Source organism: Porphyromonas gingivalis ATCC 33277 (assembly GCF_000010505.1).
Taxonomy (GTDB): domain Bacteria; phylum Bacteroidota; class Bacteroidia; order Bacteroidales; family Porphyromonadaceae; genus Porphyromonas; species Porphyromonas gingivalis.
In genome coordinates this window covers 1,423,167-1,447,152 of the sequence record NC_010729.1, presented here as the reverse complement: position 1 = coordinate 1,447,152, position 23,986 = coordinate 1,423,167, and the positions used below count along the sequence as shown (strand labels likewise).

Here is a 23,986-nt window from a genome sequence, read left to right as displayed (position 1 = left end):
TTAGAGGTAACAATAAAAGAAATGAGAATAAGTAAGACTACAAAGATCGGAGCATTGACTCTCATTGCTCTTTTTCTGCTGTACTTCGGCCTGAACTACCTGAAAGGATTCAACGTTTTCAAACGGGCGAATGTGTATTACGCCGCTTTCCCTGAAGTGAAGAATGTCAACATTGCCAGTCCCGTATTGGTCAATGGCTATAAGGTAGGAGTGGTAAAGTCTCTTAGCTTCGACTATAAGAATGGTCGTTCTATCGTTGTGGGTATTGACCTCGAGTCCGAATATCGTATGCCCAAAGGTAGCCATCTGGCCATTCACCAGACAGCTTTGAGTGGAGCGGAGCTTCGCATCATACAAGGCGATCCTCGGGATGGATACCTGAATCCCGGGGATACCATTCGGTCTGAAACTCCCGATGATATTATGTCGGTAACTTCGAATAAGATCGTTCCTTCTGTCGTGAACATGATGCCGAAGGTGGATTCAGTCATTGTCGGCCTGGCGAATATGGTCAATAATCCCAATTTGGCCGTAATGATGGAGAATATGGCAGCAACGGCTCAGCGGCTAAATCGTTTGACTGCTTCTTTGGATAAGTCCATCGGGACGCAATTGCCTGCCGTCATGGCCAATACACGTACCATTACGGATAATGTGGCAATGCTTTCGGAAGAATTGAAACAGTTGAAACTGGAGGCTCTGATGGCCGAATTACAGGCTACATCAGAGAATCTTCGAAGCTTTTCCGATCAAATTCGCAATTCCAACGGTTCGCTCGGGATGCTCTTAAACGACAAATCGCTCTACATGCGACTGGATAGTATGGCTTCGAGTGCGGATGCACTATTGCGCGACCTCAAAGCCAATCCCAAACGCTATGTACACTTCTCCGTTTTTTGATCGTATGTGAGAGAGATGAGTATAGCATTTAGCAGATATATTGGTATGATGAGACGAATTTTTATCCCCTTCTTACTTTTTCTCCTCTTATTGCACTCTATTGGCTGTAAGCAGGATACAAAGTCGGGAGCCGGGCAGTTGCTTGCATTGATGCACGAGGCATACGAGCATGCCGATTATTCCGGAGTTCGGATTTTGGCAGACAGTCTCCATCGTCATTACTCCACCGATACAGTGGCTCGTAAGGAGGCTTTGTCTCTTAGCCGGCAGGCCGAGTACAAAGAATGCGAACGCAATCTCGCCTTCGCCGATAGTGCTTTGCTTGTTCTCTCCGGTCGGATCGACAGCATGTCCCATCCTTTCAGTAAGACTTCCTCTGTGGAGGGAAGGTTTCCTGAATTCTATCTCTCGGGTTTCGGTGAGGCTTCCGGTCAGGAACATACTCGTTTGCGTTGCAGTACGGACACGCTTGGCAATCTTATTGTGCTGAGTGTTTATGCCGGAGCCAAGGCTATCAATCATACTGCTATCCGAGTGACGGATATGCAGACCAAGTCCATGCTACAGACTCGCGACATTCCCTATGATGCTGCACTTAACTATCGATTTGCCGATATGGGGTTGCATTACGAAATAGTGACCTATCCTGTCGAAGAGACAGTGAAAATGGGTGAGCTTTTTATTCAGGCCGATTCCGAGGGACATGCTCTTCGGATAGATTTGATGGCCGGAGGCAAAGCGATGCATACATTCCAAGTATCGAAGACCGGTGTGAAATCCTTGTCTGAGACCGCTCGTCTGTCACAAATGTACAGCTATCGTACTACTTTCATGGGAGAGAGAGAAAAGGCTGAAAAGCGTATCCGTTATTTGAGCGACAAACTTGGTTTATCTTCCCGATAGAGGTCGGCTATTTTTCCTCATCAATTATTTCAAACACTATCATGTCTGAAACGTTTTCGGTTCGGTTCGTCCGCTTATTGCGGCAGAATATGAACGTTGTATTTCTCATACTCGGTATCGTAGTCTTGTCCTTATTATATCCATTGGTGATAGACTGGCAGGTTTTCGACCCGAAAAAGGCCATGCCACCTTTCTTCGTGTGGATTTTTGTCATCGTTATGGGTGGAATGACTGTTGCTACGGGCGTCAGAACGGTCTTTCTAACAGATTCTACTACCTTCCGCAAGCTGCTGGTTATCTCGTTTGTTGTAGCTGCGGTAGGCCAACTGCTGGGCTTTGCCATCGGAGCGATATGGCTTTTCTGTGGTATTTCCTATGTGTATGCTATTGCTCAAAAGAAATTCTATCTGCCGGTAGGTATTCTTGTTCTATTGGTAGCTTACTATCTGTTTCAGATGACGGGGCTTATCGGAGCTGTAGAGACTAAAGACGCTCTGCATACACTTAAGCAGCGACTTCCCTTATTGGCTTTGCCGTTGGCTTTGTGCTGTTGGCGTCCGACAAGAACGGAATGGGGCGTATTTCTTTCTTTTTCTTTCCGCCTTGTATTGGTGTACTTATCCTGCATCATTGTTGTCTCTTTGCTTCTGAATCAGTACTATGGCCAATCCATTTTGTCTCCGTTTTCTTTTGATAAATTCTATCTGAAGACTCATATTCCGACATTGGCATCGAGCTTCTGTATGCTCCATTGGACGCATTTTGCTCATCCCACTTATATCTTCTTAGGCGTGTTCGCTATTTTTATGGCAGTCGCTGTGCGTCAGTATTTTTATCGGGAGCAAACGGTATCTACGGTGGAAATGATCTATGGTTTGGTCGCCTTGTCATGCTTTGCTTTCATTACCCAAAGCCGCTTGGCCATGCTCTTCATTCCCTTGTCGATCATGTTCTTTTTTTTGGTACGAGCCTTTTTCCTATCCCAGAAAAAGAAACTTTTGTTCACCTCTTTCATGCTTATCATCGTAGGCGGTTTTATCTTCAACGGCCTCTTGTCTCATCGTTTTTTTGCGGACGGAGAGCGCATGCAGATGCGTGATATAGCCATGGATGCTATCAATCGGCATCCATTGACAGGTATTCGGTTAGGCACTATGGACAATATATTGCAGGCGCAGATCGATACGGATATTTTGTTGAAGCATCCGCACAACCAGCTTCTGGCCGATGGTATGCAGCTTGGTATTCCCGGGATGGTTGTTTTGGTTGTATTCGTAGGCGGTTTGTTTTATTTTGCCTATCGCGATCGCCGATATGATTTCCTCCTTTTCCTACCTGCTATCCTCCTGACAATGGCAGTCGAATCCCCTCTGATCTTCGTTCGAGGTGCCTATTTGTTGGCATTTTGGTTCTCGGTATTTGCCGTTTCTCCGACTCGAAAGAAAGACTTTGCTTGAAAGAATTTTTTAAGTTTGCCCTGATCCTCAGATGATCAGAGTTTGTTTCCGTATGGCTTGAAAAATGAAAAAGCAAAAACAGGGAAAATTATTTTATTCCATCAGCGAAGTGGCGCGGATGTTCGATCTGCCGGGTTCCACTCTGCGTTTTTGGGAGAAGGAGTTCCCGGCATTAAAGCCACGTACTTCCGGCGGCGGCACACGTCGCTATACAGCCAAGGACATCGAAATGGTGCGGCTCATCCACCACCTTACCAAGGAAAAAGGACTCACACTTGCAGGCACGAAGCAAGCTCTCAAGAACGACTATGATGGTACTACGCGCAGGGAAGAAGTCATCAGTCGTCTGAAAGAAATCCGTCAGGAACTATGTGATATCCGTGATGCCATCGACCAATGGGAGCGGAAAAATATGTACTGAAGGAAACGATGCTGCGATGGATCCCGAATTCGATCTTCTTCTGAAAGCCTGGAAAAGCAGCGGACTCTCTGTCGGTATGAAAGACGATGAGCTCTTAGCTCTGCTTGAGAGTTGTTCATACAGAGTGGAACGGCTGAAAGCCGAAGAGCTATATGCTATCGGTGGAGACAAGCTCCAAGACCTGCGAATCGTGGGTGTAGGTGAGATTCGTGCTGAGATGGTGGGGCCTTCCGGCAAGCAGATTCTGATAGATACTTTGGCGGTCGGACGCATCTTGGCTCCGGCCCTTCTTTTTGCTTCGGAGAATATTTTACCCGTTACCCTGTTTGCTAATGAGGACAGTGTTCTTTTCCGCATCGGGAAAGAAGAGTTCAAAGGGATGATGCATAAGTATCCTACTCTGATGGAGAATTTCATAGGCATGATTTCCGATATCAGTGCTTTCCTGATGAAGAAAATTCATCAGCTCAGCTTGCGAAGTTTGCAGGGCAAGATCGGAGACTACCTGTTTCAACTTTATACGAAGGATGGCAGCAATCGGATTGTTGTCGAATCTTCATGGAAAGAACTTTCCGATCGATTTGGCGTGAACAGGCAATCACTGGCACGCAGTCTCTCTCAGCTTGAGGAAGAGGGTATCATCCGTGTGGATGGTAAAAGCATAGAAATACTCCAGCCCAACCGATTGTCGAGGCTGGAGTAATCAAATTAAATCTTCTTTAGTCGTCCCTTGTTTCTCTTTCGCTCATTGACCGAAGAGGAATACACGCTAATCAGCTTTTCTGAAAAAAATATGTATCTGAAGAGTGTTTCAAAAAATTACAAAAATGTTTTTCAGACGAGACCCGAACAGCCGAATACGTGAAGCAGGGGATTATTTGATTACCTTTGAACAGCAGAAACTTAGCTTTGACAATATATGATTACAGCCGAACGTTATCACGACATTAGCATGGGACACCGCGTAGTGGGGCACGATCACAAGTGCAGACATCTGCATGGACACAACTACCGTATCCACTTTATTTGCAGTGCACCGGCTCTTGATTCGATCGGGCGTGTAGTCGATTTCGGCGTAATCAAAGAGTTGCTATGTCAGTGGCTTGAAGATCATTGGGATCACAAGATGATGCTATGGGAGCAGGATCCGTTGCTTCCTGCTTTGCGTGCCACTGTGCCGGACGATCTGGTTGCAGTACCGTTCAATCCCACCGCGGAGAATATGGCTGTTTATCTGACAGAAGTGGTAGGGCCGATGCAGTTGGCCGGCACGGGAGTAACGCTGATCGGTTGTCGGGTGGACGAGACTCGTAAGTGCTCGGCCTCCTATACATTATAATACAGGATAATACGGAGCAATGCTCATAAACGAAATCTTTCACAGCCTTCAGGGTGAAGGAGCCAATACCGGACGAGCTGCTGTCTTTGTCAGACTCGCAGGCTGCAATTTGGCATGTCCATATTGTGATACCGATTTTGCCCAAGGAAAAAAAATGTCATTGGAGGAGATTGCCCGCAGTATCGAACATTATCCCACACGCTTTCTCATTTGGACAGGTGGAGAACCGACTCTGCAACTTACAGAAGAAGCTACGGCTTATTTTCACAGGCTTGGTTACTATCAAGCTATAGAGACCAACGGAACTCGCCTCGTACCCAAAGGTATAGACTATATTTCCTGTAGTCCCAAGCCCGAAGCCATAGGAAAACTGAAAGAAAACTTCCCTGATGGAGTGGGGGAGTTTCGCTTCCCGTTAGGATCCGATACTCCTCTACCTCCACCGATCGACGAATTGCCCACTGCTCAGCATTATCTTGTCAGCCCCATCTTCGCGGGAGACGATGCCATGGAGCCCGATCCTTCTGCCATCACTCGCTGCGTTGAGTTCGTCAAGGCTTTTCCTGCTTGGTGTCTGAGCATACAGATGCACAAACTGATTCATATCCCATAGCCTATCCCTTTTCTTCTTAATATGTACAGCGGACATCATAAAATCCATTATCCTTTTCTTATCCTGTTGGTATGCCTTGCTTTTGCTGCCTGCAAGAGCGTGAAGTTGAAAGATGCGGAGAAGGCACATGATCGCCAAGAGTATACCAAGGCTGCCGATATGTACAATACATTATACAGGCGTACCCGACGAAAGCAGGTGGAGATGAAAGCTTATACGGCTTTCCGATCCGGTGAAAACTATCGTGCCGCCGGCAGACAAGCCAAAGCTTTGCGTGGCTATCTGAATGCCAGACGCTACGGGTATCCGGATTCTGTGGTACTGCTCCGTTTGGCACAGACTTATCAGCAAGGAGGTAACTATAAGGAAGCCGAGGCACTCTTCCGTGGATATTTGGAAGCTTATCCGAAAAGTTATTTTGCAGCTATCGGTTTGGAGGGGTGTCTCTTTGCCCGCCAGCAAAAGGAATATCCTACACGTTACCGGATACGGCGAGCTGCCGAGTGGAATTCGGCACGGGGCGACTTCGGCCCGGCCTATGCACCCGATGCTTCGGCTCTCTATTTCACATCGAGCAGAAGCAAAGACGACGGTTTGGATAATAGCAGCATAACGGGACTGAAACCCAACGACATTTATATCATCAAACGTGATGCACAAGGACGATGGGGACGTCCCGATAGCGTGTCCGGAGGAATCAATACTCCATGGGATGAAGGCGTGCCAACGATCACGCCCGATGGTAGTACCATATATTATACGTTGGCGCAGCAAGGAGCCGATTACGACCGTACGGTACAGATCTATTCCGCCGCTCGGAGCGGAGAAGGCGGTTGGAGCAACGGTTCGCTCGTGGACATTATGCGCGATTCGCTCCGTATGGCTGCTCATCCCTCTATGTCGGCATCCGGCGATTACCTGTATTTCGTCAGCAATATAGGCGGTAGCTATGGCGGCAAGGATATTTATCGTGTCAAGGTGTCGGATCGTTCTTATGGTTCACCGGAGAATTTGGGGCCTGACATCAATACGCCGGGGGACGAAATGTTTCCCTTCATAGATGGGGATAGTACCCTTTTCTTCGCTTCGGACGGACACGCCGGTCTGGGAGGACTGGATATTTTCAAAGCCACGCTGGACTCTACCGGCCGATGGCATGTAGTCAATATGGGACAACCGGTCAATTCCTCTGCCGATGATTTCGGCTTGGCTGTGGAGCCCAAAGGCAAAAACAAAGAAGGAGCTTTGCCGGACAACGGAGTCAAAGGCGTATTTTGTTCCAACCGAGGCGATGCACGCGGATGGTCGCACCTCTTCCATTTCGAACTGCCGGCTATCTACACCGAGATTCAAGGTTATGTGATGGACAGAGAAGAAAATCCCATAGCCGGAGCCACTGTCAGGATCGTAGGCGAACGCGGCCCCGTAGGACAGGGATTCGTGACTACTCGTGACGATGGCTCCTATAAGATGAGCGTGCAGGGCGATACTCGCTATGTAATGCTTGCCGGAGCATCGGGTTATTTGAATCAGTACGTAGAACTCAAGACCGATACCGCCAAGCAGAGTGAGACCTACTATGTGGACTTTTTCCTTGCATCGCGTGAGAAAGCCGAGGGCTTGCAAAATATTTTATATGATTTCGATAAAGCCACTCTTCGCCCCGAAAGCATGAAGAGCTTGGACGAACTGATTCGTATCCTCACGGACAATCCGGATATTCGGATCGAATTGGGTTCGCATGCCGACAGGAAAGGCCCCGATGCTTACAACCTCGGACTATCTGACCGCAGAGCCAAATCCGTGGTGGATTACCTCACGAGTCGTGGCATAGCGGCCGACAGGCTTACGTGGAAAGGCTACGGTAAGTCTGTCCCCAAGACGGTGACAGCCAAAATTGCCGAACGGCACGATTTCCTGAAGGAAGGCGATGTGCTCACCGAGGAATTCGTAGCACCTTTGACCGAGGAGCAGCAGTCAGTCTGCGACCAACTGAACCGTCGTACCGAGTTCCGTGTAATCGAAGAAGAGTTGCGTTAATCGCTCATGGAATGAAAAGTAGAGCGGTCAAAGCCGTACCAAGTGTGCTTTGATAAGACTTAATTTTTCAGTACGTCGAATCTGATATTAGTTTCAGAAAAAACTACTAGTGGTTTCACAGAAAATCTATCATTTAGGTCTAAGTAATTGGCTATGAACAGCCTTGTGAGTTATGATTTTCAGCAGGTAATGATTTAGCGACCTATCTTCTGCAATGACACACAACGCTTTGCATAACTCGAATAACCTGTTGCAAAGGTAATACTATCTACGGAGAAAGACGAAACTTTCTCCGTTTTTCTTTTCTAATAGTTGTCTGTTCAGACAATAGTTTTCATTCTTTTCGTCTTATTACTCACGATTATGGCAGTCTTTCTTGTGAAGGCTGCCTTTCATTTTTTTCGCTCTGCCCTCTCAGGTGTTCCTCTCCACATTCTACTCCATGTATTCGCATCGGGATCGGTTGTTCGTTGTCAGCGGCAAAGGTAGTTCCAGGCTTCCACGGACAAAAAAGGTCGGGGCGGCAAGCCGTTTAGACGACAATCTCCACACTTCCATTTCATTGCAGGTAGTATTCTCGCCGTAAAACCTTGTTTGTCCTAAGCCCTACCTTTTTAAGCCCCTGAAACGAAAACGACCGACCCGACGGAAAGACGCATAAAAAAAATGTCGGAAACACGAGGATAGAGAAAATGAAAAATGGAAACTCAACTTCCTCACCTCTGGAATCCGCATAAAATCAAAAAATCAGACAAGATGAAACTGAGATACAAAATATCAATTTGGGTGGCTTTTGCACTCGCAGGCTCTCTCCTTTGGGGCGGAAGCGTCTGGCTTTGGCTGGTAGGGATATGTGCAGGGAAATTCCTCATTCGGCTACTCCTTACCATCACTTTGGCAATCGCAGTGTACATCTTGGTTTATGCCCTCATCATCGGGACAATACTTTGGATACTCATTTCTTAAACAGACAGATATATGAAAAGAAGAAGCAAGACAGTCGCACAACAATGCAGATACTACGAAGTGGACAACATCTTCGAGTATATGGTATCGGTTTACCTCAACGGAAATATATCCGCCTTTGGGGAACTATACAAGGAACTCAATCGGAAGGATAGAAAGGAGTTTATATTCTATCTCTTTTCAGAAGTTGAACCTATACATATCCAAGAAATCATTTTAGAAACCATCTAACTATATAAGACAATGAAAGGTACAGAACATTTCAAGGACGTTATCCAAAACTATTTGGAAACGAGAGCATCATACGATGAACTCTTTGCGGAGAGTTTCCGCAAGGAGAATAAAAACATAGACGAGTGTATTACCTACATCTTGACGGAAGTCCAAAGAATGGGGTGTGCAGGTCTGTCCGATGAGGAGGTATATTCCCTTGCCGTGCATTATTACGACGAGGATAACATCGAGGTGGGCAAGTACATCAACTGCCAAGTCGTGGTAAACCATACTATCGAACTCACGGAGGAGGAAAAAGCGGAAGCAAGAAAAAAGGCTATCGAGCGATACCAAGCGGAGGAATACCGCAAACTTACCGCCAAGAAACCCAAATTGGAGAAGCAGGTGGAACAGCAGATAGCACAACCCTCACTATTCGAGTTTTAACCCTTAAATAACAAAAGAAAAATGGAAGCAACGGATTTGAACGAAGCACGCATCTATGTAGGCACTTATGCCAAGTACAACAACGGCTCATTGCAGGGCGAATGGGTGGAACTTTCGGACTTCTACGATTTGGACGGCTTTATGGAGCGTTGTGCCGGGATACACGAGGATGAGGAAGAACCCGAATATATGTTCCAAGCGTGGGAGGAAATCCCCGATGGTCTGATTGACGAGGGGCATTTGGAGGAAAACTTCTTTGAACTTCGGGACGAATTGGACAGACTGAACGACACGGAGAAAGAAGCCTTTTGGATATGGGTGGAGGGCAACAACATCCAACTCACACAAGACGCATACAGCCTTGTGAAGTCTTTCCAATCGGACTACATAGGAAGTTATGCAAGCAGGGAGGATTTTGCGGAGGAACTCGCAAAAGTGGAGAATGACTTACCCGATTTTGCACTGATATACTTTGACTTCTCCAAATATGCCAATGACCTTTTTTGTACGGACTTTTGGTATAAGGATGGCTATGTATTTCGGAACAACTAATTGAGGAGGACAGATTATGAAACCGAGAAACAAGTTTGAAAAGGCAGTACTTGCCGAGAGCAAGCACTTACGACCGATAACCAAGACACAGAGCAAATGGGCATTCCGTGAGTGTATAGACCATTTCGCCTACCGACTTCCCAAAGGTCGTACTACGTGTATGGATTGTGGGCATAGTTGGACAATAGAGAAGACAACCGAACATTGCACTTGCCCTCATTGTAGAGCAAAGTTGCAAGTCCGAACGACTTTTGAACGTAAGATAAGACAGAAGCAATACTTTACGATACTTACCACTTGTGGAGAGTACCAAGTATTAAGAATGTTTCTTCTTTCTGTAGAAATGGAGAAAGGTTGCAAGGCATCATCATACACTATTGAAATCGGTCAGTATTGGTGGAACGCACAAGGACGAAAGACGATTGTTGCCGTTCAGAGAGTATTGGGCAAATACATCGACACCTTTTCCTATTGCTCGCCTATGGCAGTGAGAAACGACAACGAAGCCTACCACCATATATCGTACTCTCCGATATATCCGAAGTTCAAGGCAACGGAAGCACTCCGCAGGAATGGATTTAAGAATGATTTTCATGACATCGCACCAACTGTTCTCATTCCAGCCCTATTGTCCGACAGCCGTGCGGAAACATTGATTAAAGCAGGTAGAACCGAGCATCTGAAATACTTTCTTGACAATTCGAGGGCATTTGACGCTTGTTGGCAATCCTATAAAGTCGCCAATCGCAACGGCTATGACATAGAGGACATTTCAATTTGGTGCGACTATGTGGATATGCTCCGCAGATTGGGCAAGGACATACACAGTCCGAAGTATGTTTGCCACACCGACCTGCATAGAGAACACGACCGCAGACAACACGAACTCCGCAGACAAAGGGAAAAGGAAGAAAAGGAGAAGAAACGCAAAAAGGCAATGGAGGACGAGGAACGTTTCAAAGAACTCAAATCCAAGTTCTTTGGTATCCGTTTCACGGACGGCGCAATCCAAGTCCACGTTTTGGAGAGCGTGCAGGAACATTTGGATGAGGGTGTGGCAATGCATCATTGCGTATTCGACAATGCCTACTATCTTAAAGAGAACTCACTGATACTTTCGGCGACCATTGAGGGCAGACGGATAGAAACGATTGAAGTTAGTTTGGACACACTCAAAGTCGTGCAAAGTCGTGGCGTGTGCAACAAGAATACGGAGTATCACGAGCAGATCGTGAGCCTTGTCAATGCCAACCGCAAATTGATAAGGCAGAGAATGAGAGCGACAGCATAAGCAACAATCACCAAAACATCACAGATATGAAAGCAGAAATAGAAAGTATCGTATGCAACTGGGCGGACGAGATACCCTATATCCTTGTAAGGATAGTCAATGCCATTACCCTATCCGCCAATGAAGAGGAACTAAGGGCTGCCGTCAAGCGGATAGCCGAAGAAACGGAACTTGACAAGTTCTTTGCATACGGCTATGGCGCACACCATTTTTGGCTTACCCACCGCAGGTTATCCAATGGAGAGCCAAAGGAACACAGATTATTAAAGGTCGAATTTTGAGAATATGAAGAAGAGAGTTTACAGAGTACGGACGCAGTACATTTTCGAGGGAGTTTTTGAGGTGGTTGCCGAGAGCAGAGAAGAAGCACGACAAAAGGTCATTCAGAATTGCGGAATGGTGATGGGTGGAAACATTCACAGCACCCTGCCCGATGAGGAAATCAATTGGGCTTTCTCCACGCACCCCGAAGTAATTACGAGACGGATAACCGTTCACGAAGAGCAGACGGAGTAAAGCGGTCGGCAGATTTGCCGACCGCTCCTTTCTTTCGTGAGCTTCGGGCGGACAAAGAAAGGAGCAAAGAAACCCAATGAAAAACACCTCGTTACTTTTGACAGTGAGTTGAGACGGTTCAAAAGTAACAAAAAGCCATTTGGGGTAAGGATAGTTCTATATGTTGCCATTTTGTCGCATCGAATGGACTTTATGGCAGATAAAACCTATTGGTATGCTAATTGCTTTATCTGTTGTAAGTTGTCATTAATAAAACTATGCAAATGGAAAATAGAAAAAGGATATGTTTTGTAATTATGGGCTTTGGAAAAAAACAAGACCCCTATACAAATAGAACAATAGATTTAGACGCGACATATAATAAGATAATTCAACCGTCAGCAGAAGCCTGTGATTACAAGTGCATCCGTGCAGATGAAATTTTGGATTCAGGTACGATTGATAGAAGTATGTATGCTTTGCTCTATAAAGCGGATTTAGTAATTGCGGATATTACGACAGACAACGCTAACGCCCTATATGAATTGGGTACTCGGCATGCTCTGAGACCTTTTTCGACCATTATAATAAAAGGAGGCGAGAGTAAAATTCCTTTTGACTTAGGACACACTCGAATTTTATCTTATGAGCATTTAGGCAATGAAATCTCTAAAAAAGAAGCTCAAAGAAGTGTCAGAGAATTGAAGTCTATAATAAAAGCTGTAACAGAAAATCCTGTACCAGATAGCCCTCTATACACATACATCCCTAAAATAGAACAACCCAAAATCTCTGATGAAGATTTAGAGGAAATAATAGGAGAACTTCGGGCTAAAGAGAATACGGTATATTCTCTTTCAGAACAAGCAAAAAGGTTTATGCATGAAAAGCGTTTTGAAGAAGCCGCTCAGAAATGGCATAAACTCAGGCAAATGGTAGAAAATGATATTTTTTATATTCAACAAGAAGCTCTATGCACATATAAAAGTGAAAAGCCCGGAAAAGTTCCAGCTTTGACAAATGCACTTCAAATAATGGCATCTATAAAGGAACAGACAGATACTGAAACGTTGGGCATTACTGGAGCCATCAATAAAAGATTATGGTATGAAACAAAAGATGAGAGTTATTTAGATTACGCCATTGAGATGTACAGGAAGGGCTGGACTCTACATCAAGATTACTATACTGGAGAGAATTATGCCCTTTGCTTGGAACAAAAATCTATTCTCGAAAAAGATGAACGGCACAAAATACATAAACAAGTTGAAGCTGAAGAAATCAGAAAGCAAATTATAGATATAATCCTTCCTACTTTGGAGGAAGAAGAGCCCGAAGAACTCAAATGGAAGTATGCCACATTGGCGAACTGTTATTTTGCGCTTGGAGATGTAAAAAAAGAGCAGGAGTATGACCAAAAGTTCAAAGAGCAGAATCCTGAAGACTGGGAAATAGAAACATACCTTGAAAATAAGCAGAATAGTATTAACTGTAATAATAAATAATATGGCAAAAACTTATTCAGTATTTATCAGTCACTCATGGGATCATGTAGATGATTTGAAGAACCTCCGTAACCTTTTAGAAAAGAGAGGTTATTTTCATGTTGAATTTGAAGAGGCTTCACCTGAAGAACCTATCAACTCAGAAAATTCAGCATACATCAGACGTCGTTTGAAAGAGAAAATCTCTAATTCTGACATTGTTTTAGGCATTGCTGGTATGTATGCCTCTTACAGCGACTGGATGAAATGGGAGTTGGACACTGCAATAGCGGAAGAAGTTCCAATAGTAGGAGTTATTCCTCGGGGGCAAGAGAGAATTTCAAAAGTTGTTACAGATCGCTCCGTAGAGGATGTTCATTGGAATACAGAAAGTATTGTTGATGCCATTCGAAGAAGGGCTAAATAATACTTCCTACTAAAGCACGCCTCTTGCGACATTATGCTCCGCAAGAGGCGTATTTGATAATCAGGGTATATAAAACAGAGCGAACTCCACTTTTCGTCGTTTGACAAGACCTCTGAGGACTTTGCCCTTGTATCGGCAGAAAGAGACAAATTCGCGGTAGAAATTCCTGTTGCCCGACTCTATCTTCCGCAGCAATCGGCTTTTGGGGTGTTTACCATATCCCAGCAACCTGCCCGTTCCAACGTTGTAGGACAGAACGGCAAGCAGCAGGGCATCCTTTCCGTAGTCCTTGAACATCATCAGACGCTTCATCAGGTCTACACGGAGCAGAGAGTCCGCCTGCCGTTCCGTCATTGCTGCCGTGAAGTGTTCACAGGGCAGAAGCCGATGTCCATAGCCTACATAGGGATAATCCTTCCAAGAATGTAAGCCCTCGAAGTGTTTGATGCAGACAACGGCACGCTCGAACGGCGGTAGTGAAAAGAGAGCCTTTCCGCCCTCCTGAGCGAAAAGGCGGAAGCAGGATAGGCAAACAAGGCAGAACGATAAAACGAGAAGTTTACTTCTTGTCCCCATTCGTTTTCTCCTTTTCCTCGTCCTTTTGACTGTTGAACTCAAACGAGAGTTTTTCCGTCTGTCCGAAATTGTCCTCCACATACACATCTATCGTCTGCTGGTCAGAGGAAGCAGAGGTGTAGTATAGCCTGAACACCTCTTTTGTAAGAGGGTAACGGTCATTGGGTTTGAACACCGTGCCGTCGTTCATCTTCAGCCGTCCCTTTCCATCAGGTTGAAAGTATCTAATGGTATAGCGTGCGTCTTCAAACCGTCCCTGCCGTTTGAGCGTACAGCGTATCTCCGCCGTCTGTCCCTTGACGATGTGCTTCTGCACCGGCATCGTCTCTACCGTGAAGGGGTACGCCTGCTGAATATCCAACTCGTGATTACAAGCAGATAGACAAACCCCGGCGAGGGCAAGCACTCCCATTACCCAAATCGTATTCAATATTTTCTTTTTCATTGTTCATTATCGTTTTGTTGTTCGTTATACATTGTTCCCTACATTCTTGGAAAGCAGAAACTCATTCAAATCCTTATGCTCGGCATACAGAAAGGAACGGTCGATGACCTTCTCCCCGAAACAGTCGTACAGCCTTTGAAAAGTCCTTCGTCCCGCCTCGTCATTGTCGAGGAAGCAGTCAATCCTCTCATAGCCGTGCAAGGCTCTTACTGCCTTCTCCACGTTGGAAACGGAATTAAGGACAAGCCAGTCCGAAGCGATGATACCGAGTTGCATAGCGGAGAGGTAATCCATAAAGCCCTCGAATACGGTACATACATCTGAGCCGTTACGCTTCAAGGAAATGTCCTTGGGCGGTATGCAACCCTTGAAAAAGCGGTTGCGAAGCTCCAATCCTCCGGCATCGTTACGAAAGCCGATGGCATAGAACCGTTTGCCATGCACACGGTATCGAACCTCCTCGCAGTTAGGTATGGCAACGTGGGCATTGATACCCCGTTCTTTCAAGTAGCCCAGCAGTTTGGCGTCCTGCAATGGTCGCACCCAAATATCATTGAAGACTGGTTCTTTCTTTTCGCTTCTTTCCGGTTGTTCCAAAGCAGGTAGCGGACACGTTCCGCTCTTGGCGATGAAAGCCGCCCGCAGGAGAAAATCACCGCTTCCGATAAACTCTCCCGCCAAGTCGAAAATGTCGCCGCCTTTGCCCGTCCCAAAATCGAACCAGACATTCTTGGCGGTATCGACCTTGAACGAGGGTGTCCGTTCCGTTCGGTAAGGGGCGGAATACCACAAGGCGTTTCCTTTCTGTTTGGTCGGATGAATCCCCATTGCGTTCAGGAAGTCCGCAATGGGAATCTCTCTCATCTGTCGTGCATCCATCAGTCCAGCATGATTTTCAGTCCGACACCGTACTGTGTATGAAAATGCTCCGTAGAGCCTCCCCACAGACAACGTTCCCTGCCGTAGAGCAACAGTACAAGGCGATCACTCAGATAGGTCTCCGCCTGTAGGGTGATTGCCCCACCGTAAATAAAACCGTCTTTATTACGTACTGTGGAGCCATCAAAGAGCAGTTTCTTTCGACCATTGACCGTCTCATAGCCCGCCAAGGCGGAAATACCTGCTGATAGGAAAAAGGTTTTACTCCCGTCTGAAAACACGCCAGAGAAGAAACCTCCCTCGCCCGTGAACTGCTCCACAGGAATACGGCTCTCCCGATTAGGGTGGTATCTGCGGAGATACTCCGCCCCAAGGACCCATTGATGCCCGCCTTTGGTGTAGGTGGCAAGCGAAGCCCCGAACGTATAGCCCGTCTCATTCTTGGAAGAAGGAGAATAAAAACCGTCCGCCATGCCTGCGGTCAGGCGTATGCCTTTCATCTTGGGCAGACAACGCTGGGCGTGCGCCTGCCCTGCAAAGAGGGCAAGCGACACGACAAACAGAAAAAATGCGAGTTTTCTCATATCACTTCACTTTGAGTTCGTTGATTTCCCTCGCACGCACAAGGTCTTCATTCTCCACGACAAAGGATTGGTGTCTTCCACCGTTCTTCTCGTGCATCTCCACAATGAGATGCTTGTCATCGGGGATGGTGAACTTTTGCAGGGTGAATACCGTGCGTTCGCTCTTCTGCCCCGCCACGCAGGTGATGTAGTTGTAGGCACGCAGCGGAAGCAGTACCTGCTCCTGCATGGCGGTCTGCTTGGCAACCTTCTTGTCCACGATTTTGAACGTGATGAAGTCGATGTCGAACGGCACGTTGGACTTGTTGCGCAGTTCCGTATGGAAGTACAGCAGTCCGTTGTGCGAATACAACCCTTTGAGCAGGTACTGAATACCGAAGGACTTGCTGCCGATGTGCTTCACCGCCCGCCTGTCCTCCTTGTGAATGGATTTCATGATGAGCCTTACCAGCATCGGGCTTTCGCTTCCGAGTTCCTTGAGATAGACCTCCATGGCGTTGTTCGGACGGTTTACGCTCTCCCCATCGTGGATGAAGTCCGCCATTTCCACATTGAGTAACAGCGGCTCGTTGGCATACTTGACATTAAAGGTGTAAAATGCACCGTCTTCGGTGATGACGCTCATGTTCGTCTCTTCGTGGAAGTCCTTGACCGTCGCCTTCACACGGATGACGTTTTCCGCCCCGTCCGCCTTCCCTGCAATGAGGTTGGGCGAACCCAGATCCACATAGCGCACGGCAGAGGGGAAGATGATGTGCACCGTCTTATCGTAGGTAATTTCCAAGCCGTGGGGTGGTATCATCCGCTCAAAGGCAATTTTGCGGGTCAGCCCCTGATAGAGGTCTCCGCTTGAAGTTGTTTCCTGTGCGTTGGCACAGACTGCGCCCAGCATCAGGGCGATGGCTAAAACTGTTCTTTTCATTTTTACTTTGGATTAAAGTGGTGAATAATAACTGTGAATTACTTGTTTTCAGATTGGTAGATCAATACCTTGTATCCTGCTTTGAGATGTACCTTGACGGAGCGCATTTTCTTTGAGAAATACTGCGAAGTGCCTTGTATCAGCCCCTTGCCCAAGTCGGCGGCAAGCTGAGCCCCCGCATCGGTGGAGATGTTCATACTACTGCCTGCGGAAGTACCCATTCCTGCGACAATCTCCTTGGCGGCACTGCGTTCCATCGAGCCGGGGATGAATATCCCTGCTTGTCCGTCCGTATCGTACACCGCCAATTCCACGGGGATGATGTTCCCGTGATATTCCAGCGAAGAGATGAGTACGTTCAGGCGTTCGCCCTGTATCTTCGCCACGCCGACCAACGAGGAGTTCCGAGGGATTTCCTTGCCGGATACCAGCATCGGTTCCAAGAGACGGAAACGTACCGTTTGCCCGTCCGTAACCGTCTGCCGGGTATGCACACAGGCGGAGATGGTATTCTTCTCCGTCAGCGGGGCTGTTCCGATGGCGGTATGGAACATATAGTTTCTCTCCTTGACATATTCGGAGCGGAAAGTCGAGTCGCTCATCGGCTGTGCCAGAGCCGACACTATTTGACCGCTCACCTGCCTGACAGGAAACGCTATCGCCTTTCCATTGCGACCGGAAGAGACCACTTTCCTTTCGGAAGCCGTCTCACTCCCCGAAGTCGAAGGAAGAGCAGCGGGAACGGATTGCCCCTTGCCTCCTGCAGGCATATACTTGGCTGCCAGCTGATAGGATTTTTCAAGCAGAGCCATCTGGTCGTTCACGGTTATAGCGGGCGACTGTTGTTCATTACTCATACGACTTTCCAACTCCTTCAAACGGGTACGCATTTCCTCCTTTTCCGGATCTTCTCTCGGTATCTCATAGAAACTGCCGAGCGTGCGGTTGATGTCTTGATAAGCGGAAGCCGAAGCATGGAATCCCTCTTGCGGAGCAGTAGTGCGAGAGCCGAAGCCGTTGTCTCTTTCCGACAAATCCGTCTTTAATGCCAACTCTTCGGAACTCTGCTCCGGTTGTCCTCCTGTCATTTCCCCGAACATGGAACTGAGGCTTTGCATGGCACGACTTCGTTCCTGCTCCTTCTGTTCCATCATCTCCTTTTCATGAGACCTTTGCACGGCGATTGGTGTGTATTTTGTTTATTAATTCATTGTATAATAGGGAGTTATTTTGTATATTTGAGTATTAAAAACAGCATAATATTCCTCCCATGGCATACCAATCCAAGAATACCGATGAACATGTAACATTTGCAGACGCACTCCTTTCAAAGCGTTATCGCAAAGCACAAAACGACTTCCTCAATCAGGTTGACACGCTTATCGATTGGCGTCCGATCAGGACGCTGATCAACAAGAAATACACGAAGCGACAAAATGCCATCGGCGCCCCGGCTTATGACGTGATTCTCTTATTCAAGATGTTGCTTTTGGAGACATGGTACAACCTCAGTGATTGTGCTTTGGAGGAGCGCATCAATGATTCAATCACCTTTTCCCGATTCTTGGGGCTGAAGATGGAAGAGGTATCTCCCGACCACAGCACCATCAGTCGATTTCGTTCGGCACTGACAGAGTTGGGTCTCATGGACAAACTGTTGGCGCAGTTTAACAAAACGTCAGTTCGATCTAAGCGGAAATAGGAAAGTTAGGGTTTCTGATGATTTCAATATTGAGTTCAGGCTTTTTAGGCAGGATGTTGTAAGCGATGATACCGGAGATCAGGTTGGTGACAAAATTGTTGACACTGCGATGTCTCGTGTGCTCTATCTGACAGACATTTTTGAGCATATCATTGACCGTTTCGATCAGGGCTCTCTTCCTCAATAAAACTTTGTCATATAGATGCATCAGGGAGTTCTTCATGTTCTTTTTGATTTTGGTTAACGTGAGTTCGATATAAAGGAATGGCACAACACATTGGTTATTAGTGTGTTTTATTTTCCACACAGTGTTTTTCAGGTACTTATATTGCTTTCAGATGGCTTTTTATCTACATCTGAAGCCCAATGACTTAGAAGCCGCCCCTTCTTCCCGATCATTATGCAGCCGGAGAATCACAAAAGAGTATGATTTACAGCTACTTGTTATTTTTATGGTATGTTCGCTTAGATCGAACTGGCGTTTGGTTATCATGTGGATGTCATCGACAAAGAGCCGGTCAAAAAGGTTTTGGGAAATGTAGCCTCTATCGGCAATGAGTTTGCCAAAAAGATTCTTGGTGAATGTTCCGTCTTTCAGAGGTTCTCTGTCATCACAATTGCCCGGTGTGATTTGATAGTTGATGATTTCACCCCTGTCGTTGATAACAATATGTAGTTTGAATCCATAAAACCAACCCATGGTGCTTTTGCCTTTTTGAGCCCATCCCCTCATTGTCCTATGCCCATGAGCTCGTTTGATATGACAAGCCTTCAGTGGGGTGGAATCGATGAAAGAGATGCCTGTACATTGACCCAAACAACACATATTGAGAAATGCTATCAGCTTGAAACCTACCCTGCTTTGCAGCTCCACAAAGCGATTATAAGAGACAAGATGTGGGAACTCGGATCGACAAGAATGGGTGATGTATTGAAGATAAAAAGCTTTCAAATCTCGGTATCTTGACAGATGAAAAAGGATCAGGATGGTCATGACCTCACTGTCCGACATCTTAAACTTTCTATTCCTGCGTTTTTTGTCTGCCTCTTCGAGAGTCTTTTTCTTGATTGCTTCATCAAAAAGCTTGGAGAAATCATCTATGATGCAAAAAACATCAACTATATTTGTCTTCATAAAGTAGCGTTTTGTTTGTTCGTATCTTATTGATTGTCAACAGCTAAGATACAAATAATTCGCTACTTTTTCAAGCATAATGCCCACGTCCTTTGGGCGTTTAACCCTAATCAGAAAACAAATCCATTGGCTTTTTCTTACGTCGAACTGACGTTAAATAAAGAATTTCAATTTCTGACAACGAAGGCTGCGGCTGCCGATATGGGTGGTTGCAGCCTTTGATGTTTTTGCTTGAATTAACTTCGGTAGGGGAGCAAGAGGGCAACCGCATCAAATCTTTAGTAGCTTTTTGAGATAGTCTATATTCAGAGCGGCTTTGAACAACCTCTTCCGTAAGGATAGTTTGTCTTTGTGCCCAGAGACGTTACATCCAAATGGGAACTCTGCACAATAAGCAGGCACTTTTGTTCATTCTTTTTATTGTGTGTCAGGCGACTATTTGGCACATGCCAGATTTCCACAAGTAGAAACCTAATTTTCCACTAGTGGAAAGTTTATTTTCCACAAGTGGAAACTTCTTTTTCCAATGGTGGAAATTTACTCCCCTTTAATGAGTGCCCCTTTGAGACATCAAACGACATGACCGGCAACAGCACTTGTGCACCTCCAATCATCGCCTTGCTACCCGTGTATGCACCTGTGCCACGCTGTGCCGTCTGATTCACATTGCGTCCATACGAGCCGATACCGCCTCCGGCTCCAATAATCCATCCGGCCACCATCGGCACACAGTAGCAACCAATAATACCTATGAGGAGACCTTTGCACGGCGATTGGTGTGTATTTTGCCTGTTAATTCATTGTATAATAGGGAGTTATTTTGTATATTTGAGTAGTAAAAACAGCATAATATTCCTCCCATGGCATACCAATTCAAGAATACCGATGAGCATGTAACATTTGCAGACGCACTCCTTTCAAAGCGTTATCGCAAAGCACAAAACGACTTCCTCAATCAGGTTGACAGGCTTATCGATTGGCGTCCGATCAGGACGCTGATCAACAAGAAATACACGAAGCGACAAAATGCCATCGGCGCCCCGGCTTATGACGTGATTCTCTTATTCAAGATGTTGCTTTTGGAGACATGGTACAACCTCAGTGATTGTGCTTTGGAGGAGCGCATCAATGATTCAATCACCTTTTCCCGATTCTTGGGACTGAAGATGGAAGAGGTATCTCCCGACCACAGCACCATCAGTCGATTTCGTTCGGCACTGACAGAGTTGGGTCTCATGGACAAACTATTGGCGCAGTTTAACAAACAACTTTCGCGCCATCACATTTCGGTCAGGGAAGGGGTGCTTGTCGATGCAAGCCTTGTGGAGACGCCACATAAACCCAACGGAACCATTACGATTGAAGTCGCAGACGACAGAGAAGACAATCGGAGCGAGGAGGAAAAAGAGGCAGAGGAGGATTATCAAAAACAGGTTGTCCGTCAGCGTAAAGGGACGGATGAAGAAGCCCGTTGGGTGTACAAACAAAAGCGTTATCACTACGGATACAAAAAGCATTGTCTGACCAATGTTCAAGGCATTGTTCAAAAGGTGATAACGACTGCAGCGAACCGCAGTGACACGAAGGAGTTTATTCCGCTATTGCAGGGTGCAAACATACCTCAAGGTACAGCCGTCTTGGCGGACAAAGGATATGCTTGCGGGGAAAATCGTTCCTACCTGCAAACCCATCACCTTCAAGACGGCATCATGCACAAGGCACAACGCAACAGGGCATTGACCGAGGAAGAGAAGCAACGAAACAAAGCAATCGGTCCGATACGGAGCACCATCGAACGCACCTTTGGCAGTATTCGCCGGTGGTTTCATGGCGGACGATGTCGATACCGGGGACTTGCCAAGACCCATACTCAAAACGTTCTTGAAAGCATCGCCTTTAATTTATACAGAACCCCGGGGATAATTATGTCCTCATCCGTAGGATAAGGCATAACCACCCTTGAGGAGCTCGTACAAGTAGCTCCTCAAAGGGGGGATTTACAACTACTTTCACTCCTTACTGCCACCCCTTTCACTCGCTCCTTTTATGCCAAGAACTCCTCTTCCCTCCATCTCCTTATTTTTCAAAGGTCTCCACAGAGTTTTTTCCGACCTTTTGCACCCATATTCCGCAGGTCTTTATCGAAAGAAAGTTTTTACACTGTTTGCCAACTATAAGTGGCAGCAAGTCAGTACTTTAGAAGCCATTGCGAGCACTCTCATCCTGTGCAGAGTCGAGATCATTGTTTCTTAGGCAAAAGTACACTCTGGCCAACAACGTCAAAAGATATAGAGCCTTAGAAACCATCGGACGTATAGCACGATCCGAGACGGAAGCCTAACAACGTCAAAAGATATAGAGCCTTAGAAACCCTTTGATTAGGCTTGATTTCCGGCATAGCAGGAGTGGACGAAGCTATGCCGGTGCGAATGACACTTGTGCCCCCTTACTAATCGGCACACCATTCGGCATACGCATACTCGCATCCCGATGCCAACAAACTCGAACCGCCGAAAAAAGGAATCGGGCACCTTCCTCTTCGACAAAAACACGAACCATAAATGGACAAAACATGGTTCGTGAATTTCGAGAAACTCGAGCCAAAAAATTATTCTTTTGGCTCGCAAAAATTTCACTTCTCAAACCAAAAGCAAAATTTTCCCGCGCCACGTTTTTCAGAACCACGGATCACAATCTTTTGGCACCACAAATAAAACTCTCGGAGCCATCGGTCTTTTTATCTCCGCAAGGGTGGTAAAATTCGACCGATCACAACAATGCCCTAAACCTTATTCGGCTTAGGGCACGATTGGATAGAGCTATGTTTTCTGAGAGTTTCTAAGAGCTTATTTCAGGCGGAATCTGACTGGTTGGGCTACGCTCGTACGCACTGTCTTGCCTTTCTGTTTGCCGGGATTCCACTTCGGCATGGCCGAAATCACCCTTATGGCTTCTGCGTCCAATTCGGGTGCTACGCTTTTTTCTATTTGTATGTTAGTCAGTCTGCCGTCTTTTTCGACAACAAACGAGACCACGACTTTACCTTCGATGCCGTTCTTTGCAGATTGCTCCGGATATTTTAAGTTCTTACTCAGAAAGTGCATCAGCTTGGATATTCCCCCGGGGAAAGATGGTGGAGTATCTAGCTCGGAACACACAGGATCCTCGTCCTGCTGCAGGGAGATGTCAGGAGCATCAGACAAGGGGGCGGGATCGCTCGCAACGGTTGCTACTACTTCCCGGACTTCGGATACGGCATTGCCCGCCCACAGCCATTTACCGCTCAGAAGCATAAGGGCAGCCAACGGGAGTGCGACAAGATACTTGGCTCCGGCCGCACGATTGGATTTCGTTTTGTTCATCATTCTGATTCTTTCTTTTAAGTCGTTTATATTGTAAGAACTACACAGAGGTCCGGCCGCGACCTCCAGCGTAAATCCCAACAATTCATATTGATATTCGCGTCTGCTCACGCCTCTGAGGAGCACAGCCCGATCGGCCAAAAACTCCAAATTGCGCTGCATATCGCGCTTCAAAGCCCAAGCAAACGGATTGAACCAAAACAGCATGCATGCCACTTCGGCGATCAAAAGATCGACAAAGTGCGTTGCTCGGGTATGTTCTTGTTCATGGATAAGAACATTTCTCACAGAAGGGTATGACCGCAGATCGGTCGGAAGATAAATACGCCCACAGAAGCTGAACGGCATCCTTACACGAGGAGCAAAGTAAACGGGTACACCCTCTATCTCCGCCCGTTCGGCACCGCAAATAAGACACAGGAGGGAACGGAGGCGAATACCGAAACGAATCAGCAGTACGCCTATGCCAAGTAACCAAGCCAAGAACAGGCCCCGAAGGAGAGGCGAGACAGCAGGAATAGCATCCGCCCCCGCCGTTCTGACCAAAGCCTCGGGCAATACGATCTCGATGGAACGGAGTATCTCCATCCCGACCGACCTGTTTTGGATAAATAAGCTCGGCCAAGAGGGAAGGAAATAGCCCAGGAAAGGCAAGACGACTACCGAGACGAACCCTCCCAGATAGTAGGCACGACGAAGACGACAGTGGGTATTGCCATGGATCATCAGCCTCTCGAATATCCAGAAGAGAGCCAGGCCGATAGAAGCCACTGCCATATATAAAACAAGGGTGTATGTCATAGTACGTACTAATAGTTTGAATGAATCAAATC

General features: G+C 46.6%; 28 protein-coding genes and 2 pseudogenes. 20 read left to right on the top strand and 10 right to left on the bottom strand.

Translation table 11 applies throughout. The features are described 5' to 3' along the window. Nucleotides 1-21: 21 nt before the first annotated feature. The 17 genes from PGN_RS06235 (at nucleotide 22) to PGN_RS06155 (ending at nucleotide 13,548) form a co-directional block, all read left to right on the top strand. Nucleotides 22-900: an MlaD family protein gene (locus tag PGN_RS06235; RefSeq protein ID WP_004584283.1), complete on the top strand. Its 879-nt coding sequence runs from the start codon at nucleotides 22-24 to the stop codon at nucleotides 898-900. Nucleotides 901-945: 45 nt separating this feature from the next. Beyond that, complete coding sequence (locus tag PGN_RS06230; RefSeq protein ID WP_173032060.1) at nucleotides 946-1,803, top strand: hypothetical protein; 858 nt, start codon at nucleotides 946-948, stop codon at nucleotides 1,801-1,803. A 41-nt stretch (nucleotides 1,804-1,844) separates the two neighbouring features. Further along, nucleotides 1,845-3,260: an O-antigen ligase family protein gene (locus PGN_RS06225; RefSeq protein WP_012458165.1), complete on the top strand. Its 1,416-nt coding sequence runs from the start codon at nucleotides 1,845-1,847 to the stop codon at nucleotides 3,258-3,260. Between the two features lie 64 nt (nucleotides 3,261-3,324). Further along, nucleotides 3,325-3,681 (top strand): MerR family transcriptional regulator, encoded by a 357-nt coding sequence (locus PGN_RS06220; RefSeq protein WP_012458164.1) that lies wholly within the window; start codon nucleotides 3,325-3,327, stop codon nucleotides 3,679-3,681. A 16-nt stretch (nucleotides 3,682-3,697) separates the two neighbouring features. Further along, nucleotides 3,698-4,384 (top strand): nitrosative stress-sensing transcriptional regulator HcpR, encoded by a 687-nt coding sequence (gene hcpR / locus PGN_RS06215; RefSeq protein WP_005873453.1) that lies wholly within the window; start codon nucleotides 3,698-3,700, stop codon nucleotides 4,382-4,384. 216 nt (nucleotides 4,385-4,600) lie between these two features. Continuing rightward, nucleotides 4,601-5,020 (top strand): 6-pyruvoyl trahydropterin synthase family protein, encoded by a 420-nt coding sequence (locus PGN_RS06210; protein WP_005873459.1) that lies wholly within the window; start codon nucleotides 4,601-4,603, stop codon nucleotides 5,018-5,020. A 19-nt stretch (nucleotides 5,021-5,039) separates the two neighbouring features. Next, the gene (locus PGN_RS06205) at nucleotides 5,040-5,633 is read left to right on the top strand and encodes a 7-carboxy-7-deazaguanine synthase QueE (protein WP_012458163.1); all 594 of its coding nucleotides are present in this window, start codon (nucleotides 5,040-5,042) and stop codon (nucleotides 5,631-5,633) included. 21 nt (nucleotides 5,634-5,654) lie between these two features. Beyond that, nucleotides 5,655-7,673, top strand: a complete 2,019-nt coding sequence (locus PGN_RS06200; RefSeq protein ID WP_012458162.1) for an OmpA family protein — start codon at nucleotides 5,655-5,657, stop codon at nucleotides 7,671-7,673. Nucleotides 7,674-8,429: 756 nt separating this feature from the next. After that, complete coding sequence (locus PGN_RS06195) at nucleotides 8,430-8,639, top strand: hypothetical protein (protein WP_043876346.1); 210 nt, start codon at nucleotides 8,430-8,432, stop codon at nucleotides 8,637-8,639. A gap of 12 nt (nucleotides 8,640-8,651) precedes the next feature. Beyond that, entirely contained in the window at nucleotides 8,652-8,870 is a 219-nt protein-coding gene (locus tag PGN_RS06190; protein WP_012457193.1) for a hypothetical protein, read from the top strand. Between the two features lie 12 nt (nucleotides 8,871-8,882). Continuing rightward, a complete protein-coding gene (locus PGN_RS06185) occupies nucleotides 8,883-9,299 on the top strand; it encodes a PcfK-like family protein (RefSeq protein ID WP_012457194.1) in 417 nt (138 codons plus the stop codon). Nucleotides 9,300-9,320: 21 nt separating this feature from the next. After that, nucleotides 9,321-9,851 (top strand): antirestriction protein ArdA, encoded by a 531-nt coding sequence (locus tag PGN_RS06180; RefSeq protein WP_012457195.1) that lies wholly within the window; start codon nucleotides 9,321-9,323, stop codon nucleotides 9,849-9,851. A 16-nt stretch (nucleotides 9,852-9,867) separates the two neighbouring features. Further along, on the top strand, nucleotides 9,868-11,142 hold the full coding sequence (locus PGN_RS06175) for a PcfJ domain-containing protein (RefSeq protein WP_012457196.1): 1,275 nt from the start codon (nucleotides 9,868-9,870) through the stop codon (nucleotides 11,140-11,142). 26 nt (nucleotides 11,143-11,168) lie between these two features. Next, on the top strand, nucleotides 11,169-11,423 hold the full coding sequence (locus PGN_RS06170) for a hypothetical protein (protein WP_012457197.1): 255 nt from the start codon (nucleotides 11,169-11,171) through the stop codon (nucleotides 11,421-11,423). Nucleotides 11,424-11,427: 4 nt separating this feature from the next. Beyond that, nucleotides 11,428-11,658: a hypothetical protein gene (locus PGN_RS06165; RefSeq protein ID WP_012457198.1), complete on the top strand. Its 231-nt coding sequence runs from the start codon at nucleotides 11,428-11,430 to the stop codon at nucleotides 11,656-11,658. 263 nt (nucleotides 11,659-11,921) lie between these two features. Further along, nucleotides 11,922-13,142, top strand: coding sequence for a tetratricopeptide repeat-containing protein (locus tag PGN_RS06160; protein ID WP_024998308.1), 1,221 nt, complete (start codon nucleotides 11,922-11,924; stop codon nucleotides 13,140-13,142). A 1-nt stretch (nucleotide 13,143) separates the two neighbouring features. Further along, nucleotides 13,144-13,548 carry a TIR domain-containing protein gene (locus PGN_RS06155; RefSeq protein ID WP_012457200.1) on the top strand — a complete coding sequence of 135 codons (405 nt, stop codon included), beginning with the start codon at nucleotides 13,144-13,146 and terminating at the stop codon, nucleotides 13,546-13,548. A 60-nt stretch (nucleotides 13,549-13,608) separates the two neighbouring features. Here the strand turns inward: PGN_RS06155 and PGN_RS06150 are convergent, their stop codons facing one another. Genes PGN_RS06150 through traM form a run of 6 tightly spaced genes read right to left on the bottom strand, consistent with a single transcriptional unit; the run spans nucleotide 13,609 to nucleotide 18,132 of the window. Next, on the bottom strand, nucleotides 13,609-14,124 hold the full coding sequence (locus PGN_RS06150; RefSeq protein ID WP_012457201.1) for a glycoside hydrolase family protein: 516 nt from the start codon (nucleotides 14,122-14,124) through the stop codon (nucleotides 13,609-13,611). Beyond that, a complete protein-coding gene (locus PGN_RS06145; RefSeq protein WP_012457202.1) occupies nucleotides 14,108-14,569 on the bottom strand; it encodes a DUF3872 domain-containing protein in 462 nt (153 codons plus the stop codon). The genes PGN_RS06150 and PGN_RS06145 overlap by 17 nt, the downstream gene beginning before the upstream one ends. Nucleotides 14,570-14,593: 24 nt before the next feature. Continuing rightward, the gene (locus PGN_RS06140; protein WP_012457203.1) at nucleotides 14,594-15,448 is read right to left on the bottom strand and encodes a toprim domain-containing protein; all 855 of its coding nucleotides are present in this window, start codon (nucleotides 15,446-15,448) and stop codon (nucleotides 14,594-14,596) included. Continuing rightward, entirely contained in the window at nucleotides 15,448-16,032 is a 585-nt protein-coding gene (locus PGN_RS06135) for a conjugal transfer protein TraO (RefSeq protein WP_012457204.1), read from the bottom strand. The genes PGN_RS06140 and PGN_RS06135 overlap by 1 nt, the downstream gene beginning before the upstream one ends. 1 nt (nucleotide 16,033) lies before the next feature. Continuing rightward, nucleotides 16,034-16,954 (bottom strand): conjugative transposon protein TraN, encoded by a 921-nt coding sequence (traN, locus tag PGN_RS06130; RefSeq protein ID WP_012457205.1) that lies wholly within the window; start codon nucleotides 16,952-16,954, stop codon nucleotides 16,034-16,036. 38 nt (nucleotides 16,955-16,992) lie between these two features. Beyond that, on the bottom strand, nucleotides 16,993-18,132 hold the full coding sequence (gene traM, locus PGN_RS06125; RefSeq protein ID WP_012458160.1) for a conjugative transposon protein TraM: 1,140 nt from the start codon (nucleotides 18,130-18,132) through the stop codon (nucleotides 16,993-16,995). Nucleotides 18,133-18,224: 92 nt separating this feature from the next. Between traM and PGN_RS06120 the strand changes: the two are divergent. Next, nucleotides 18,225-18,629 (top strand): annotated as a pseudogene (locus tag PGN_RS06120) (IS5/IS1182 family transposase); the annotation flags it as partial. A 13-nt stretch (nucleotides 18,630-18,642) separates the two neighbouring features. Here the strand turns inward: PGN_RS06120 and PGN_RS06115 are convergent. From PGN_RS06115 to PGN_RS10570, 3 genes and pseudogenes are all read right to left on the bottom strand, one after another. Further along, nucleotides 18,643-18,897 (bottom strand): annotated as a pseudogene (locus PGN_RS06115) (transposase); the annotation flags it as partial. A 105-nt stretch (nucleotides 18,898-19,002) separates the two neighbouring features. Beyond that, nucleotides 19,003-19,650 carry an IS982 family transposase gene (locus PGN_RS06110; RefSeq protein ID WP_257719870.1) on the bottom strand — a complete coding sequence of 216 codons (648 nt, stop codon included), beginning with the start codon at nucleotides 19,648-19,650 and terminating at the stop codon, nucleotides 19,003-19,005. Between the two features lie 635 nt (nucleotides 19,651-20,285). Then, on the bottom strand, nucleotides 20,286-20,513 hold the full coding sequence (locus tag PGN_RS10570; protein ID WP_039416867.1) for a hypothetical protein: 228 nt from the start codon (nucleotides 20,511-20,513) through the stop codon (nucleotides 20,286-20,288). 138 nt (nucleotides 20,514-20,651) lie between these two features. Here PGN_RS10570 and PGN_RS06105 point away from each other — a divergent pair, with 138 nt between their 5' ends. Both PGN_RS06105 and PGN_RS12400 read left to right on the top strand, forming a co-directional pair. Beyond that, nucleotides 20,652-21,737 carry an IS5 family transposase gene (locus tag PGN_RS06105; RefSeq protein WP_012457246.1) on the top strand — a complete coding sequence of 362 codons (1,086 nt, stop codon included), beginning with the start codon at nucleotides 20,652-20,654 and terminating at the stop codon, nucleotides 21,735-21,737. A 670-nt stretch (nucleotides 21,738-22,407) separates the two neighbouring features. Then, nucleotides 22,408-22,593: a DUF1661 domain-containing protein gene (locus PGN_RS12400; protein WP_158298203.1), complete on the top strand. Its 186-nt coding sequence runs from the start codon at nucleotides 22,408-22,410 to the stop codon at nucleotides 22,591-22,593. Nucleotides 22,594-22,637: 44 nt separating this feature from the next. Here PGN_RS12400 and PGN_RS06100 read toward each other — a convergent pair whose 3' ends face one another. After that, nucleotides 22,638-23,954, bottom strand: coding sequence for a M56 family metallopeptidase (locus tag PGN_RS06100; protein ID WP_012457245.1), 1,317 nt, complete (start codon nucleotides 23,952-23,954; stop codon nucleotides 22,638-22,640). Nucleotides 23,955-23,986: the final 32 nt, after the last annotated feature.

What these genes read in the sequence shown, in the direction of transcription:
- PGN_RS06140 (WP_012457203.1), bottom strand. Translation starts at nt 15,448, where the DNA reads ATGGATGCACGACAGATGAGAGAGATTCCCATTGCGGACTTCCTGAAC.
- PGN_RS06135 (WP_012457204.1), bottom strand. Translation starts at nt 16,032, where the DNA reads ATGAGAAAACTCGCATTTTTTCTGTTTGTCGTGTCGCTTGCCCTCTTT.
- PGN_RS06220 (WP_012458164.1), top strand. Translation starts at nt 3,325, where the DNA reads ATGAAAAAGCAAAAACAGGGAAAATTATTTTATTCCATCAGCGAAGTG.
- PGN_RS06145 (WP_012457202.1), bottom strand. Translation starts at nt 14,569, where the DNA reads ATGAAAAAGAAAATATTGAATACGATTTGGGTAATGGGAGTGCTTGCC.
- traN (WP_012457205.1), bottom strand. Translation starts at nt 16,954, where the DNA reads ATGAAAAGAACAGTTTTAGCCATCGCCCTGATGCTGGGCGCAGTCTGT.
- PGN_RS06105 (WP_012457246.1), top strand. Translation starts at nt 20,652, where the DNA reads ATGGCATACCAATTCAAGAATACCGATGAGCATGTAACATTTGCAGAC.
- PGN_RS06155 (WP_012457200.1), top strand. Translation starts at nt 13,144, where the DNA reads ATGGCAAAAACTTATTCAGTATTTATCAGTCACTCATGGGATCATGTA.
- PGN_RS06160 (WP_024998308.1), top strand. Translation starts at nt 11,922, where the DNA reads ATGGAAAATAGAAAAAGGATATGTTTTGTAATTATGGGCTTTGGAAAA.
- PGN_RS06180 (WP_012457195.1), top strand. Translation starts at nt 9,321, where the DNA reads ATGGAAGCAACGGATTTGAACGAAGCACGCATCTATGTAGGCACTTAT.
- PGN_RS06150 (WP_012457201.1), bottom strand. Translation starts at nt 14,124, where the DNA reads ATGGGGACAAGAAGTAAACTTCTCGTTTTATCGTTCTGCCTTGTTTGC.
- PGN_RS06235 (WP_004584283.1), top strand. Translation starts at nt 22, where the DNA reads ATGAGAATAAGTAAGACTACAAAGATCGGAGCATTGACTCTCATTGCT.
- PGN_RS06195 (WP_043876346.1), top strand. Translation starts at nt 8,430, where the DNA reads ATGAAACTGAGATACAAAATATCAATTTGGGTGGCTTTTGCACTCGCA.
- PGN_RS06210 (WP_005873459.1), top strand. Translation starts at nt 4,601, where the DNA reads ATGATTACAGCCGAACGTTATCACGACATTAGCATGGGACACCGCGTA.
- PGN_RS06205 (WP_012458163.1), top strand. Translation starts at nt 5,040, where the DNA reads ATGCTCATAAACGAAATCTTTCACAGCCTTCAGGGTGAAGGAGCCAAT.
- PGN_RS06170 (WP_012457197.1), top strand. Translation starts at nt 11,169, where the DNA reads ATGAAAGCAGAAATAGAAAGTATCGTATGCAACTGGGCGGACGAGATA.
- PGN_RS06190 (WP_012457193.1), top strand. Translation starts at nt 8,652, where the DNA reads ATGAAAAGAAGAAGCAAGACAGTCGCACAACAATGCAGATACTACGAA.
- PGN_RS06110 (WP_257719870.1), bottom strand. Translation starts at nt 19,650, where the DNA reads ATGACCATCCTGATCCTTTTTCATCTGTCAAGATACCGAGATTTGAAA.
- PGN_RS06230 (WP_173032060.1), top strand. Translation starts at nt 946, where the DNA reads ATGATGAGACGAATTTTTATCCCCTTCTTACTTTTTCTCCTCTTATTG.
- PGN_RS06185 (WP_012457194.1), top strand. Translation starts at nt 8,883, where the DNA reads ATGAAAGGTACAGAACATTTCAAGGACGTTATCCAAAACTATTTGGAA.
- PGN_RS06165 (WP_012457198.1), top strand. Translation starts at nt 11,428, where the DNA reads ATGAAGAAGAGAGTTTACAGAGTACGGACGCAGTACATTTTCGAGGGA.
- PGN_RS06100 (WP_012457245.1), bottom strand. Translation starts at nt 23,954, where the DNA reads ATGACATACACCCTTGTTTTATATATGGCAGTGGCTTCTATCGGCCTG.
- PGN_RS10570 (WP_039416867.1), bottom strand. Translation starts at nt 20,513, where the DNA reads ATGGTGGCCGGATGGATTATTGGAGCCGGAGGCGGTATCGGCTCGTAT.
- PGN_RS06175 (WP_012457196.1), top strand. Translation starts at nt 9,868, where the DNA reads ATGAAACCGAGAAACAAGTTTGAAAAGGCAGTACTTGCCGAGAGCAAG.
- PGN_RS06225 (WP_012458165.1), top strand. Translation starts at nt 1,845, where the DNA reads ATGTCTGAAACGTTTTCGGTTCGGTTCGTCCGCTTATTGCGGCAGAAT.
- hcpR (WP_005873453.1), top strand. Translation starts at nt 3,698, where the DNA reads ATGGATCCCGAATTCGATCTTCTTCTGAAAGCCTGGAAAAGCAGCGGA.
- PGN_RS06200 (WP_012458162.1), top strand. Translation starts at nt 5,655, where the DNA reads ATGTACAGCGGACATCATAAAATCCATTATCCTTTTCTTATCCTGTTG.